Genomic DNA, 13,883 nt, shown 5'->3' with positions numbered 1-13,883 from the left:
GCATGCCGGTCAACGAGACGTTGTCGCAGTACAGCGACTGGTCCTACACCACTGCGGCGGCGATCTACGCCCTCGCGCTGCTGTTCACGCTCATCGAGCAGGGCTTCGGCGCGAAGGGCCGCCAGGCCGCCGAACGCAGCAAGCAGCGCGCCCGCGAGCTCGTCGGCGCGGGCGGGCTGTCGGTCACCGAGGAGGTCCCGGCCGTCCCGCCGGGCACCGGCCGCGCCGAGCGCATCGGCAAGATGGGCGCGTCGCTGCTGATCCTGGCCCTGCTGCTGCACCTGTCCGCGATCGTGCTGCGCGGGTTCGCCACCGGCCGCGCGCCGTGGGGCAACATGTACGAGTACGGCATGGCCGCCACGTTCGTCACCGTGACGACCTGGGTCATCGTGATGCGGAAGTTCCCGGTCCGCCACCTCACCGGCTTCCTGCTGCTGCCCGTGGTGATCCTGATGTTCATCAACGGCACCATGCTCTACACGATCGCCGCGCCGGTGCAGCCCGCGCTGCAGTCGTACTGGCTGGTCATCCACGTTTCGGCGGCCATCATCGGTTCCGGCGTGTTCCTGGTGCCCGGGGTCGCGAGCGTGCTTTACCTGTTCCGCGCGGCGCACGACCGCAACCCGGCGAAGTTCCCGAAGTTCGCGCCGAAGCTGCCCACGGCCGACGTCCTGGACCGGATCGCCTACCGGACGACCATCATCGCCTTCCCGATCTTCACCTTCGGCGTGCTCTGCGGCGCGGTGTGGGCCGAGGCGGCGTGGGGCCGGTTCTGGGGCTGGGACCCCAAGGAGACGGTCGCGTTCATCGCCTGGGTCGTCTACGCCGCGTACCTGCACTCACGGGCGACGGCGGGCTGGCGTGGCACGCGCGCCGCGGTCATCAACGTCCTCGGCTTCTCGTGCACCGTGTTCAACCTCTTTTTCGTCAACCTGGTCACGGCCGGTCTGCACTCCTACGCCGGTGTCGGCTGATCGGAGCAGCGCCAGGGGGTCATCGACAGCCCTGCGGAACCGCCGACTACCGTCAACAATGGGTGTAGTAGGTGTGCTCGGCGACGTTCCAGGAGGATCCCAGCGGTGACCGGACCCAACGAAGAATCGGCTCCAGCCCACCCCGAGGCGGCTGAAGGGGCTAAGCCTCGAGAGAACGCTGAGCTGTTCTCCGAGGACCGCACCGACTCGGCCCCGCACCCGAACTCGGGCGCGTACGAAGTGCCGCCCACGCAGGCTGTCGCCTCGCCCAACCCGGCGGTCTCCGGGCCCTACCCGGTGCCGGGCGCGCAGCAGCAGGCGTACTACTCGGAGTCGACGCCGTCGGGCCAGCAGCAGGCCCAGCAGCCGCCTCCGCAACCACAGCAGCAGCCGTTGTTGCCGCAGCCGTCGTACCAGCAGCAGCAGTACGACCAGAACCTCCCGCCGCTGCACCCGCAGTACGGCGACCCCGGCCAGCAGCAGCCGATGCAGCAGCCGCCGCAGTACGCGGCGCCTGCGCTGCCCCAGCCGGGCCAGCAGCAGCCCCAGCCCCAGGGCAGGCACGCGATGGGCGGCGGCGTGGACGACCTGTCCACCGCGCACCTGGTCAAGCAGCTCAAGCGGCCGCCGCAGTCGGGCTGGCGCAAGGCCGTGTTCGTCGGCACCGGCAAGCTGCTCAACCCCGGGGAGAGCCCGGCGGACACGCGCCGCCGCGAGCTGATCACGCGGGTCAACCAGCCGCTGCGCGGGTGCTACAAGATCGCGATGCTCAGCCTCAAGGGCGGTGTCGGCAAGACCACCACGACGACCACCCTTGGCTCGACTTTCGCTTCCCTGCGCGGGGATCGCGTGGTGGCCGTCGACGCCAACCCCGACCGCGGGACGCTGTCGCAGAAGCTGCCGATCGAGACCACCGCGACGGTGCGCCACCTGCTGCGCGACGCGGACAAGATCACGCGCTACAGCGATGTCCGCTCGTACACGTCACAGGGTTCGAGCAGGCTGGAGGTCCTCGCGAGCGAGCAGGACCCGGCGGTGTCGGAGGCGTTCTCCGAGGAGGACTACCGGCGCGCGGTGAACCTGCTGGAGCACTTCTACAACATCGTGCTGACCGACTGCGGGACCGGACTGATGCACTCCGCGATGAAGGGCGTCCTCGACGTCGCGGATTCGCTGGTGCTGGTCTCGTCGGGCTCGGTCGACGGCGCGCGCAGCGCCTCGGCCACGCTCGACTGGCTGGAGGCCCACGGCTACGGTGAGCTGGTCAAACGTTCGGTCGCGGTGATCAACTCCGTGCGGCCCAAGGGCGGCTCCGTCGACCTCGACAAGCTTTCCGCGCACTTCGGCGCGCGGGTGCGGGCAGTCTGCCGCATCCCGTTCGACCCGCATCTGGAAGAGGGCGCGGAGATCGAGCTGGACCGGCTCGCCCCCGACACCAGGCTTTCGCTGCTCGAACTCGCCGCCACCGTGGCGGACGGTTTCGGCAATCAGCAGTACAACCGCTAGCGCCGGCCGGTCAGGAGTCCCCGTCGTCGGTCTTCTTGCGCTGCTGCTCGCCCAGCTTGCGCAGGAAGTCAGGGTCGTCGTCCGGGGCGATCGACGACGGGCGTGACGGCACGCCGACGCGCTCGGGTCCGAAAGCCCGCCACAAAAGTACGGCGATCGTCAGCGCACCGACCACCGCGAGCAGATAGATCATGCTCGATCCTCTCCGTGCAGGCTGTGTTCGTCACCCGAGGTTAGCCCTTTTGTCGGGATTTGGACGGCTGGGAGCCAGCCGGATATGACAAAGGGCCGTGACAGGCGAGTGGATGCCAGGCACCGCTCGCCGCTCACGACCCCTCGTGACCGGGCACTCAGATCTTGCGTGCCGGCTCACTCGCGTCGGTGGTGAGCTCCGCGAGGAGCTCGTTCACTTCGGACTCACGGAACCGCCGGTGCCCGCCCGGGGTCCTGATCGAACCGATCCTGCCCGCGGTCGCCCATCGGGTCACCGTTTTGGGGTCGACCCGGAACAGGGCGGCCACCTCGCCGGGAGTGAGCAACCGTCCGCCCATCGTTGCGGTCATTTTCCGCCTCCTTCACGACCTCAGTGCTATACCGGAGGCGTAGCGGGCCTTGCGGGTCCGTCGCGCCGGGGGTAGCTAACACGGCAATCGTTGCATCTCACCCGTCAGGTACTCGAACGGTTGTCCACTAGTAAAGAGCCCTTAAAGTGCAAAAGGGACATAATATGGGTGACTCAGTTGCACCTCGAAGTGGTACCTCGAACGGGTGTTGGACACGCTGGGTGATCGCCGCCCTGGCCGGTCGGATCCGCTCGCGCCGCTTAAAGTGAGGCGGGTGGACCAGCTGGATAGGAAAATCATCGCCGCGTTGCGGGTCAACGGCCGCGCCACCTACGCCGACCTCGGCAGATCCGTGGGGCTGTCCGCCTCCTCGGTGCACGAGCGGGTGGGCAAGCTCGAGGCCGCCGGGGTGATCACCGGCTACCACGCGATGGTCGATCCGGGCACCGTCGGGCTGGGCGTGACGGCGCTGGTCGGCATCCATCCCACGGACACCGCCACCGAGGACGACGTCGCGTTCGCGCTCGGCGAGCTCGACGAGGTCGAGAGCTGTTACGCGGTGGCGGGCGATGAGGCGTTCGTGGTCAAGGTCCGCGTGTCCACCGTCGACGAGCTGGAGCGGAGCCTCAGCAGGCTCCGCCGGATCCCCGGCGTCGGCCGGACGAACACCACCGTCGTGCTCTCCACCCGCTTCGAGGGACGGCCCAACAACGCGGGCCTGGACGAGGCCGCGGACGGCGGCGCGTAACCTGCGTAAACGTGAGTGAATCGCCTGAACGCGCCGATCATCTTGCCGTCGATCTGACGCTGTACCTGCTGGCCCGGTTCGCGCTGATCGCGCTGATCGCCGGTGCGCTCCTGATCGCCGACGTCCCCCTGCTCGTCGCCATCGTCGTCGGCCTGGTCGTCGGCCTCCCGGTGGGCCTGCTCGTGCTGCGTCCGCTGAACGCCCGCGTCACGGCCGGGCTCGCGAAGCGCAACAAGGGCCGGGCCGCCGAGCGTGCCCGGCTGCGGGCGCAGCTGCGCGGCGAGTCGGTGGACACCCCGTGAGCAGGTTGCACAGCCGCAGCTGGGTCCGCGAGGCCATCCGCATCATCGAGGCCGACGCCAACCGCAGCGCCGACACGCATTTGCACGTCTTCCCGCTGCCACTGGACTGGGGCATCGACCTCTACCTCAAGGACGAGTCCGTCCACCCAACCGGCTCGCTCAAGCACCGGCTGGCCCGCTCACTGTTCCTGTACGGCCTGGTCAACGGCCAGATCGGCCAGGACACCGTGCTCGTCGAGGCGTCCAGCGGCTCGACCGCGGTCTCGGAGGCGTACTTCGCCCGCATGCTCGGCCTGCGTTTCGTGACCGTCGTCCCGCGCCGGACGAGCAAGGAAAAGATCGCGCTCATCGAGTTCTACGGTGGCGAATGTCACTACGTCGACCGCGCACCGGACATGTACCCGGAAGCCGAGCGGCTCGCGTCGGAGTGCGACGGGCACTACCTCGACCAGTTCACCTACGCCGAGCGCGCGACCGACTGGCGTGGAAACAACAACATCGCCGAGTCCGTCTACGCCCAGATGCGCTCCGAGCGGCACCCGGTGCCCGCCTGGATCGTCGTCGGCGCGGGCACCGGCGGCACGAGCGCGACCTTCGGCCGCTACGTGCGCTACAAGCGCTACACGACCAAGATCGGCGTGGTCGACCCGGAGAACTCGTCGTTCTTCGGCGCCTGGGAAACGGGCGCGCTCGACTACGCGACCGGTATGCCGTCGCGCATCGAGGGCATCGGCCGCCCACGCGTCGAACCGTCGTTCGTGCCCGGCGTGATCGACGAGATGTTCCAGGTCCCCGACGCCGGTTCGCTGGCCGCCATCCGCCTGCTGCGGGCCCACACCGGCCACTGGGCGGGCGGCTCGACCGGCACCAACCTGTACGGCGCCTTCCGCATCATCTCGCGGATGCTGGAAGAGGGGCAGGCTGGCAGCGTCGTCACCCTGCTGTGCGACGGCGGCGAGCGCTACGCGAACACGTACTACAACGACGCCTGGCTGGCCGAGCAGAACCTCGACCTCGAGCCCTACACCGCGCGGTTCGACGAGTTCCTGACCACCGGCAAGTTCCCCGCCGACACCCTCTCCGACTGACCTTTCAACTGTCCCTGAAGGCCACCATGACGGCGTTAAACGCCGTCATGGTGGCCTTCAGGGACCTTCTCGTCAGGCGGTGAGGGTGGTGAGGAAGGCGCGCCAGGCGGTGGGGGCGAGGGTGAGGTGGCCTGCCTCGGGCGCCTTCGAGTCGCGGACCGCGGTGGTTGCCGGAGCCTCGGCGACCTCGACGCAGTCGTTGCCGTACTTGTCGCTGTAGCTGCTCTTGTGCCAGGTCAGCCGGGTTTGCTCGGGGATGGGCATGAGGGGATGGCCTCCGCTCGATCGTAGGCACTTGCCAGCTCGGCAAGCCATGCCCGCGATTCTCCCTCACTCAGAGCTACTTTGTTGAGCCTTGACAGTAAACCGCGATAGATCAGGACGTCCTCGGGTCGTTCCAGGAACACGCCGAAGCCGAGCCCTTCCGAGTAGGCCAGCGGCGTGTGCTTTTCGTAGTCCATCACTCGGATACCGCCGCCGCTCCAGGCCGCGAAAGGTCCTGCGGCGTCCGGGACCACACGAAGTACGCAGTGCGGCTGGGCCCCGGTCAGCATCAGATAGAGCACCTGTTCGTTCATCACCCCGGCGTCACTGACCACCGTTTGCAAAGCCTGCTCTTGCAGGTAGAACGTGCAGTGGGGTGGCTGGGCACGATGCAGTAGTCCCTGCCTCGCGAGACGCGCTTGCACTCTGAGCTCAACAGTCTGGGGTTTCACCGGCGAGTTCCAGTTGAGCAGAGACCGGGCGTAGCTTTCGCATTGCAGGAGTCCGGGAACGACCAGGGGCTCGTATGCCGTGATCGTGCTGGCCAGGCTTTCCTGGACGATCAGGGAGCGGAGCTCCTCCGAAAGACCAGCGCCGTTGGGGCGCAGCCAGTAGCCGTCGTTGGGTTCGGCGGCCAGTGCGACCAAGCGCTCGTAGTCGGGGCGCTGGATCGGCCCGCAGGCGGACAGGTAGCTCGCCACGTCGAGCTCAGACGGCGGGCGCGAGCCGCTCTCGATGTACGAGAGCTTTCCGGTGGGCCAGCCCAGTTTTCGGCGTAGCTCTTCGCCGTTCAGCCGGGCTTCGGCGCGTCGCCGCCTGAGTTCCTCGCCCATTTCGCGTGCTCTCGCCGTGAACACCTGTTTGTTCATGCGGTCACGCTAGAGCGCGAACGCCGTCGCGCACAGTCACGCCGGGGCAGTTCACCGCAAGGGACTCACCCTGTGCGACCTGGCAAAAGTGGTCAGAGGCTCAACGTGATCGCGGTCGCGACGGACCAGAGGAGCATCGCGAGGCCGGTGTCGCGCAGTGCCGGGATGAGGTCGCGACCGGTCTTGCCGCGGGCGACCGCGCGCACGGACTGCAACAGCAGCGGCGCGCTGATGACCCCGATCACCGCCATCGGGTGGTCGCTCCAGGCGAAGGTCAGGCTGATCAGGTACGGCACGGTGATCAGCGTCAGGTAGAGGCGCCGGGTGCCGGTGTCGCCGAGACGGGTGGCGAGGGTGCGCTTGCCCGCTTCGACGTCGGTGGGGATGTCGCGCAGGTTGTTGGCGGTGAGCACGCCGGTGGAGAACGCGCCGACCGCGACCGCGCAGCCGAGCGCGATCCAGCTGATCCGGCCTGCCTGGACGTACACCGTGCCGAGCACCGCGGCGAGGCCGAAGAAGACGAACACCGCGATCTCGCCGAAACCGTAGTAGCCGTACGGTTTCTTGCCGCCGGTGTAGAACCACGCGCCGAGGAGGCACACGGCGCCCATGATCAGCAGCCACCACTGCCCGCTCACCGCGACCAGCACGAGCCCGAGCACGCCCGCGAGCCCGAGGCTGGCGAGCGCGGCCGTGAGGACGGCCTTCGGGGCCGCGGTGCCGGAGCCGACCAGGCGAAGCGGGCCGACGCGGTCCTCGTCGGTGCCGCGGACGCCGTCGGAGTAGTCGTTGGCGTAGTTCACGCCGATGATCAGTGCCAGTGCGACCAGCAGGGCGAGCAGCGAGCGCACCCAGGAGAAGGCGTCCAGCGCCACCGCGACGCCGACCCCGGCGACCACCGGGGAGACGGCGTTGGGCAACGTCCGCGGCCGTGCCCCTTCGATCCATTCACGCACAGTCGCCATGGCGGACAGTATTCGCCATGGTCAGCCGAGGACGTTGCAGGTGGCTCCGGAAGGCCAGTCTGAGCACTCGGGGTGCGCGGCGACATCGAGGTGGATCGGGTCGAGCTGCCAGGTGAGGGTGCCGCTGTTGGCCACGGCCGGTACCTGGGGTTCCTCCGCCGAGGCGGCCGGGGTGAAGAAGGCCAGGCCGATCGTGACGGCGGTGCAGGTCAGTGCGGTGCGAATCCAGCGCGTCATGCGTTAGAGGACAACGCGAATTCGGTTATCTGTCAACGAACCAGGAGGAATCAGTCGGAGATTTCCGACGTTAGTAGTGCTTCGCGTACGGCCGTTCGGTCTATCTTGCCCGGCCCGCGCAGCGGCAGCGCGGCGGTGAACGTAATGCGCTTCGGCGTCGCGGCGGCACCGGCTTCGGCACGCACCGCCCTGCGCAGGATTTCGACGTCCGGCGGCGTCCCCTCGGCGACCACGAGCGCCACCACGGCCTCGCCCCACTGGGCGTCCGGCAGGCCGACGACGCAGGCTTCGCGGACGCCGGGCTGGGCGGTCAGCGCGCGTTCGACCGTCGCCGCGGGCACCTTGACGCCGCCGGTGTTGATCATGTCGTCGATCCGGCCGAGCACCTCGAGCCGGCCGTCGGCGTGCACGCGGCCGCGGTCGGAGGTGCTGAACCAGCCGTCGGCGAACGAGTCCGCGGTCAGGTCCGGCCGCAGCCGGTAGCCGTGCGCGAGGACGTCGCCCGAGATCCGGATCCGGTGTTCGGCGTCCGGTTCGACGCGGACACCGTCGAGCGGGAAGCCGTCGTAGACGCAGCCGCTGGCCGTCTCGCTCATGCCGTACGCGGGCACGATCGACACGCCCGCTTCGGCCGCACGTTCCCGCACGGCCGCGGACGTCGCGGCGGCGCCGACGACGATCGCGTCGAACGCCCTGGCGGCCGCGAGCCCGCGGCCCCCGGCGTCGAGCAGGCGGGTGAGCTGGGTGGGCACGAGCGCGGTGTAGCGCGGGCCGTTCGCGGCGAGGACGGGGGCGGCGGCGTCGGCGAAGTCGTCCGCGCGGAAGCCGTCGGCGTGCAGGACGGCCGGGGTGGTGCCCGCGAGCAGGGAGCGGAGCAGCACCTGGAGGCCGCCGATGTAGTGCGCGGGGGTGGCGAGCAGCCAGTGGCCGGGCCCGCCGAGCCGCGCGTGGGTGGCGTTCGCGGACGCCGTGAGCGCTTTCGGCGACAGCAGCACGCCCTTGGGGTCACCGGTGGAGCCCGAGGTGGCGATGATCACGGCGGTGTCCGGCTCGATCGGTTCGGCGGGCTTCATCGCGTCCCGCAAAGCCTTCGCGCCGGGGTCCTTGCTACTCAGCGGCAACACCGCCGGGCCGCCCGCCAGCGCGTCGGCCAGCGCCCGCGTCAGCTCCGCGGCGGCCTCCGGCCCTCCGTCGCCCCAAACCTCCCGCACGTGCATCCCTCCTGCCTACCCCACAAGTCCCTGAAGGCCACCATGACGGCGTTTAACGCCGTCATGGTGGCCTTCAGGGTCAGTAGTAGTAGGGGACGTCGGACCAGTCGGGGTCGCGCTTTTCGAGGAAGGCGTCGCGGCCCTCGACGGCCTCGTCCTGCATGTACGCCAGACGGGTGGTTTCGCCCGCGAAGAGCTGCTGGCCCACCAGGCCGTCGTCGGTGAGGTTGAACGCGTACTTGAGCATCCGCTGCGCCGTCGGCGACTTGCCGTTGATCAGCCACGCCCAGTTCAGCGCCTCGGTCTCGAGGTCGGCGTGCGGGACGGCCTCGTTCACCGCGCCCATCGCCTGCATCTGGGCGGCGGTGTACTCCTTCCCGAGGAAGAAGATCTCGCGCGCGAACTTCTGCCCGACCTGCTTGGCGAGGTACGCCGAGCCGTAGCCGCCGTCGAACGAGCCGACGTCGGCGTCGGTCTGCTTGAACCGCGCGTGCTCGGCCGACGCGAGGGTGAGGTCGCACACCACGTGCAGGGAGTGCCCGCCGCCCGCGGCCCAGCCGGGGACCACCGCGATGACCACCTTCGGCATGAACCGGATCAGGCGCTGGACCTCGAGGATGTGCAGCCGCCCGGCCCGCGCGGGGTCCACCGTGTCCGAGGTCTCCCCGGCCGCGTACTGATACCCCGAGCGTCCGCGAATACGCTGGTCACCACCGGAGCAGAACGCCCAGCCGCCGTCCTTGGCCGACGGGCCGTTGCCGGTGAGGAGGACGCACCCGACGTCCGAGCTCATCCGCGCGTGGTCGAGCGCGCGGTAGAGCTCGTCGACGGTGTGCGGCCGGAAGGCGTTGCGGACCTCCGGGCGGTCGAAAGCGACGCGGACCACCCGCTTGCCTGAGCGGCTTTCAGCCGAGCGGTGGTAAGTGATGTCGGTGAAGTCGAAGCCCTCGACTTCGGTCCACAAGGCCGGGTCGAACAGCTCGGAAACCTGGGCGTCATCCACGTTTGGGAGAATAGGGGACTGGCACGTGAGCGCGAGGTCTGGCACTCGGCCGAACCCCCTCGGGGAGATACGGGAGATGGACGACTTGATGAGTGCCCTGGCAGCCGGGGTTCGCCGGTGAACCCGTCCACCGCTCAGGCCAGGGTCATCGTCGACGAGCTCGTCCGCAACACCGTTTCGCACGTCGTGCTCTGCCCCGGCTCCCGCAACGCGCCGCTGTCCATCGCGCTGTACGACGCGGCGGCCGCCGGGCGGCTCCAGCTGCACGTCCGCATCGACGAGCGCGGCGCCGCGTTCCTCGCCCTCGGCCTCGCCGCCCGCACCGGGCGTCCGGTCGCGGTGCTGTGCACCTCGGGCACGGCCGCCGCGAACTTCCACCCCGCCGTCCTGGAGGCCGACCGCGCCGGAGTGCCGCTGATCGTGCTGACCGCGGACCGGCCGCCCGAGCTGCGGGCCGCGGGCGCGAGCCAGGTCATCGACCAGCACCAGCTCTACGGCGACGCCGTCCGCTACTTCGACGAGCTCGCCGTCGCCGAGCGCCGTGCCGGGCAGAACTCGTACTGGCGCAGCCAGCTCTGCCGGGCCTGGAACGCCGCGTACGGCGAGTGGCGCTGCGGGCCCGTCCACCTGAACGTCCCGTTCCGCGAGCCGCTGGTCCCCGATCCGGGTGACGACCGGCCCGGCGCGGAGTGGTTCGAATCGCTCGAAGGCCGCGCCGACGGCGGCCGCTGGACCGAGCTGCCCGACTTCGGCGCGCTGCCGTCGTTCGTGGTGCCTTCGGCACGGTCCGGCCTGGTCATCGCGTGCGACACCGGCGTTCAGGCGGCGAGTGAGTGGGCCGAGGAGCACGGCTGGCCGGTGGTCTCGGAGACCGGCGGCATCGGCATGGCGGGGGCGACCGCGATCTCGTCGGGCGCGTGGCTGCTCGGCGTCGACGAATTCATCTCGAAGCACAAGCCGGAGCAGGTGCTCTGCATCGGCCGTCCGACGGTGTTCCGGCAGGTCCAGAAGGTGCTGTCCGATCCGGACGTCGAGGTCCTGCTGGTCCGGCCCGACTCGGACTGGCCCGCGCCCGCGCACAACGTCCGCCAGGTCGGGCAGTGGTTCGCCGAGCCGACCAAGCCCGCCGACCCCGAGTGGCTCGCGAGCTGGCAGCGGGCCGACGCGGCGGCGTCCGCGGCGGTCACGGAGGCGTTGTCGACCGAACCGTGGCCCAGCGGCCTGCGGCTGGCGTCCGAGCTGATCGACGCGCTGCCGCCGGACTCACTGCTGGTCGTCGGCTCGTCCAACCCGACCCGCGACGTCGCGCTCGCCGGACGGCTGCGCCCGGACGTCCTGGTGCATCGCAACCGCGGCGTCGCCGGGATCGACGGCATGGTGTCGACCGCGATCGGCGCCGCGACGGTCCACAGGGGACATTCGTACGCGCTGCTCGGCGACCTGACGTTCCTGCACGACGTGAACGGCCTGCTCACCGGGCCCGCGGAGAAGCGGCCTGACCTGACGATCGTGGTCCTCAACGACGACGGCGGCGGCATTTTCTCCTTGCTCGAACAGGGCGCGCCTGAGCACAGCGCGAGCTTCGAGCGGGTCTTCGGCACGCCGCACGGCGCCGACCTCGGCGCACTCTGCGCGGGCTACCGCGTCCCGCACGTCGTCGCGGAGACGCTCACGGAGTTCCGCGCCGCCCGGCGCCCGGCCCCTGGCCTGCGCGTGGTGGAGGTCCGCGTCGACCGCACCCGCCACCGCGACCTCCACGCCCGCCTGCGCAAAGCCGTCTCCGCCGCCGTCACCGCCGTCTAGTCCAGTTGTCCCTGAAGGCCACCATGACGGCGTAAAACGCCGTGATGGTGGCCTTCAGGGGCAGTTGCGAGCGGGGTGTCAAAGAGTGGCCGGACACGCTCTCAGGGGGTAAGAACCTTCCTTTGGCCGTTCCTGGGGCGGCTGGTGCTGACTAGCGTCAGCGTGCTCACCACCACTGCTGGGAGGCTCAACGAATATGCGTGGAAGAACTCGTACGGGACTCGGCGCGCTCGCGCTCGGAGTCGCATCGGTCCTGCTCGTCGGCACGGCGAGCGCGGCGCCCGCGCCCGGCGCCCCCGGCGTCGGGGACCCGTACTACCCGAACGCGGGCAACGGCGGCACGGACGTCCTGCACTACGACATCCGGCTGACCTACCAGCCCGCGACCGACCTGCTGTCGGGCGCCACCACGATCCTGCTCACCGCGACGCAGGACCTTTCGCGCTTCGACCTGGACTTCGGGCTCAAGGCGTCCAGCGTGCTGGTCAACAACCGCCCGGCGCAGTTCGCGAACTCGACCGGCAACGGCGAGTTCGTGGTCACCCCGGCGTCGCCGCTGCTCAAGGGGCAGACGGCCGTCGTGGTCGTCAACTACGCCGACACCCCGTCGAAGGTGAAGATCGACGGCCTCGCGGGCTGGAAGAAGACCCCCGACGGCGCGCTGGCCGTCGACGAGCCGCAGAGCGCCGCGTGGTGGTTCCCCTCGAACGACCACCCCACCGACAAGGCCACCTACGACGTCTCCGTCGAGGTTCCGAACGACGTCGTCGCGGTGTCCAACGGGACGCTGGTCCGCAAGACCGTCCAGCGGGCGGGCTGGACGCGCTGGAACTGGCGCAGCACGCAGCCGCAGGCGACCTACCTGACGAACCTGGTGGTCGGCAAGTACGAGGTCAACCAGCAGACGACCCCGGACGGCAAGCCGTTCATCACCGCTTACGGCGCCGACCTCGGTGACTCGCTGTACGCGGCGAAGGCCAGCGTCGAGCGCACGCCCGAGATCAACGAGTTCCTCGCGTCGAAGTTCGGGCCCTACCCGTTCGAGGCGCAGGGCGGCATCGTCACCACCGGCATCGGCTTCTCCCTGGAGAACCAGACGCGCCCGACTTACGGTCAGAAGAACTTCCTGTCCGGCGCGAACACCACGCTCATCGCGCACGAAAACGCCCACCAGTGGTTCGGCGACAACGTGTCGCTGGGCAAGTGGAGCGACATCTGGCTGAACGAGGGCTTCGCCAGTTACGCGGAGCTCCTCTGGTCGGAGCACGAGGGCGAGGGCACGGTGCCCGAGCTGGCCCAGTACATCTACGACTCCAACGCCGCCGACGCGCCGCTCTGGAAGCACATCCCGGCCGACCCGGGCGCGGACAACCAGTTCGACAACGCCGTCTACGACCGCGGCGCGCTGACGCTGCAGGCGCTGCGCACGGCTGTCGGCGACGACTCGTTCTTCAAGATCCTGCAGACCTGGCAGGCCACGAAGAAGGGCAAGACCGGCGTCATCCCGGAGTTCATCGCGCTGGCGGAGAAGGTCTCGGGCAAGCCGCTCTACGACCTGTTCCAGACCTGGCTCTACACCTCGGGCAAGCCCGCGGTCGGCCCGAACGGTCCCGCCGCGGCGGCCGCGACCTCGAGCTTCGGTACTGCCAAGCAGGCCGAGCCCAAGTCGTACCCCCAGATCGAGCGGAACCATGAGCTGCTCGCGTCGGCACACGAGCACTGAGCGCTTAGCCCAGGCTCTATGCTCGCGGCGTGAGAGTGAACGGTGAGTGGGCGAGGCGTTTCGGGTGGCGCGTTGTCCTCGGGGTCGCCTCGCTCATCACCGTTCTCTGCGTTTCGCTGCTGTTCGCCGCGATGCGCAACGATCACTCCATCGAGGGACAGCTGGGTACCGCGCTGGCCCACGTGGACTCGGTCGCGTTCGATCGCACGATCATCAACTTCCAGACCCCGGACGGGATCGTCCACAGCCCGGCCAACGGCGTCCTGTATCCGGACGGCCTGGCCGCGGACCAGCTCGTGCGCATCGAGTACGACGTCAGCGACCCGGAGCTCGCGCGCGTCGCGGGCCGCTCGGCGGTGCTCACGCTCCTGCCACTGGGCAGCACGATCGGCTTCACCTGGCTGGTCGCGGCCCCGATCCTGTGGTGGATCCGCCGCCAGAACCAGCGCGCCACGGTGGTCCCGATCTAGGAGACTGCTGAATAACAGCGTTCGGATGATTGATCAAATATGAAAGCGCTGGTCAGGCGACTTCAATTGATCTTCAGATCGACTTATTCAGCGGTCTCCTAGGGACAGCTGAAGGTCGCCCTTGGTGCGTTCAGCCAGCTGAAGGTCGCCTTTGGTG

16 protein-coding genes are annotated in these 13,883 nt (G+C 69.3%); 8 read left to right on the top strand and 8 right to left on the bottom strand.

The window, feature by feature from the left end; all coding sequences use genetic code 11:
* Positions 1 to 2: 2 nt before the first annotated feature.
* A complete protein-coding gene (gene ccsB / locus QMK34_RS08475; RefSeq protein WP_326413141.1) occupies positions 3 to 974 on the top strand; it encodes a c-type cytochrome biogenesis protein CcsB in 972 nt (323 codons plus the stop codon).
* Between the two features lie 105 nt (positions 975 to 1,079).
* Positions 1,080 to 2,480 carry a MinD/ParA family ATP-binding protein gene (locus QMK34_RS08470; RefSeq protein ID WP_326413140.1) on the top strand — a complete coding sequence of 467 codons (1,401 nt, stop codon included), beginning with the start codon at positions 1,080 to 1,082 and terminating at the stop codon, positions 2,478 to 2,480.
* 10 nt (positions 2,481 to 2,490) lie between these two features.
* On the opposite strand, the gene QMK34_RS08465 is transcribed toward QMK34_RS08470, so the two are convergent.
* Together QMK34_RS08465 and QMK34_RS08460 are read right to left on the bottom strand one after the other, a co-directional pair.
* On the bottom strand, positions 2,491 to 2,673 hold the full coding sequence (locus QMK34_RS08465) for a hypothetical protein (RefSeq protein ID WP_326413139.1): 183 nt from the start codon (positions 2,671 to 2,673) through the stop codon (positions 2,491 to 2,493).
* 157 nt (positions 2,674 to 2,830) lie between these two features.
* Positions 2,831 to 3,043: a BldC family transcriptional regulator gene (locus QMK34_RS08460; protein WP_315653966.1), complete on the bottom strand. Its 213-nt coding sequence runs from the start codon at positions 3,041 to 3,043 to the stop codon at positions 2,831 to 2,833.
* A 274-nt stretch (positions 3,044 to 3,317) separates the two neighbouring features.
* Between QMK34_RS08460 and QMK34_RS08455 the strand changes: the two genes are divergently transcribed.
* Genes QMK34_RS08455 through QMK34_RS08445 form a run of 3 tightly spaced genes read left to right on the top strand, consistent with a single transcriptional unit; the run spans position 3,318 to position 5,181 of the window.
* Entirely contained in the window at positions 3,318 to 3,791 is a 474-nt protein-coding gene (locus tag QMK34_RS08455; RefSeq protein ID WP_326413138.1) for an Lrp/AsnC family transcriptional regulator, read from the top strand.
* An 11-nt stretch (positions 3,792 to 3,802) separates the two neighbouring features.
* Entirely contained in the window at positions 3,803 to 4,093 is a 291-nt protein-coding gene (locus tag QMK34_RS08450; protein ID WP_326413137.1) for a DUF4229 domain-containing protein, read from the top strand.
* Positions 4,090 to 5,181 carry a PLP-dependent cysteine synthase family protein gene (locus tag QMK34_RS08445; RefSeq protein ID WP_326413136.1) on the top strand — a complete coding sequence of 364 codons (1,092 nt, stop codon included), beginning with the start codon at positions 4,090 to 4,092 and terminating at the stop codon, positions 5,179 to 5,181. Before QMK34_RS08450 ends, QMK34_RS08445 begins: the two co-directional genes overlap by 4 nt.
* Before the next feature lie 72 nt (positions 5,182 to 5,253).
* Here the strand turns inward: QMK34_RS08445 and QMK34_RS08440 are convergent, their stop codons facing one another.
* From QMK34_RS08440 to QMK34_RS08415, 6 genes are all read right to left on the bottom strand, one after another.
* Complete coding sequence (locus tag QMK34_RS08440) at positions 5,254 to 5,445, bottom strand: DUF397 domain-containing protein (RefSeq protein ID WP_326413135.1); 192 nt, start codon at positions 5,443 to 5,445, stop codon at positions 5,254 to 5,256.
* Positions 5,418 to 6,314 carry a DUF5753 domain-containing protein gene (locus QMK34_RS08435; RefSeq protein ID WP_326413134.1) on the bottom strand — a complete coding sequence of 299 codons (897 nt, stop codon included), beginning with the start codon at positions 6,312 to 6,314 and terminating at the stop codon, positions 5,418 to 5,420. Before QMK34_RS08435 ends, QMK34_RS08440 begins: the two co-directional genes overlap by 28 nt.
* A 92-nt stretch (positions 6,315 to 6,406) precedes the next feature.
* Positions 6,407 to 7,279 (bottom strand): 1,4-dihydroxy-2-naphthoate polyprenyltransferase, encoded by an 873-nt coding sequence (locus tag QMK34_RS08430; protein ID WP_326413133.1) that lies wholly within the window; start codon positions 7,277 to 7,279, stop codon positions 6,407 to 6,409.
* 21 nt (positions 7,280 to 7,300) lie between these two features.
* Positions 7,301 to 7,516, bottom strand: coding sequence for a hypothetical protein (locus QMK34_RS08425; RefSeq protein WP_326413132.1), 216 nt, complete (start codon positions 7,514 to 7,516; stop codon positions 7,301 to 7,303).
* 50 nt (positions 7,517 to 7,566) lie between these two features.
* Entirely contained in the window at positions 7,567 to 8,727 is a 1,161-nt protein-coding gene (gene menE, locus QMK34_RS08420; RefSeq protein WP_442785115.1) for an o-succinylbenzoate--CoA ligase, read from the bottom strand.
* A 79-nt stretch (positions 8,728 to 8,806) separates the two neighbouring features.
* Complete coding sequence (locus QMK34_RS08415) at positions 8,807 to 9,730, bottom strand: 1,4-dihydroxy-2-naphthoyl-CoA synthase (RefSeq protein WP_326413130.1); 924 nt, start codon at positions 9,728 to 9,730, stop codon at positions 8,807 to 8,809.
* A gap of 117 nt (positions 9,731 to 9,847) precedes the next feature.
* Between QMK34_RS08415 and menD the strand changes: the two genes are divergently transcribed.
* From menD to QMK34_RS08400, 3 genes are all read left to right on the top strand, one after another.
* Positions 9,848 to 11,533: a 2-succinyl-5-enolpyruvyl-6-hydroxy-3-cyclohexene-1-carboxylic-acid synthase gene (gene menD, locus QMK34_RS08410; protein WP_326413129.1), complete on the top strand. Its 1,686-nt coding sequence runs from the start codon at positions 9,848 to 9,850 to the stop codon at positions 11,531 to 11,533.
* Between the two features lie 196 nt (positions 11,534 to 11,729).
* Complete coding sequence (locus tag QMK34_RS08405; RefSeq protein WP_326413128.1) at positions 11,730 to 13,256, top strand: M1 family metallopeptidase; 1,527 nt, start codon at positions 11,730 to 11,732, stop codon at positions 13,254 to 13,256.
* A 29-nt stretch (positions 13,257 to 13,285) separates the two neighbouring features.
* Entirely contained in the window at positions 13,286 to 13,726 is a 441-nt protein-coding gene (locus tag QMK34_RS08400; protein ID WP_326413127.1) for a hypothetical protein, read from the top strand.
* Positions 13,727 to 13,883: the final 157 nt, after the last annotated feature.

Source organism: Amycolatopsis sp. H20-H5 (genome assembly GCF_035828755.1).
In the GTDB taxonomy this organism is placed as follows: Bacteria; Actinomycetota; Actinomycetes; order Mycobacteriales; family Pseudonocardiaceae; genus Amycolatopsis.
The sequence above is the reverse complement of the archived record's forward strand: the minus strand, read 5'-3'. Positions and strand labels throughout refer to the sequence as shown.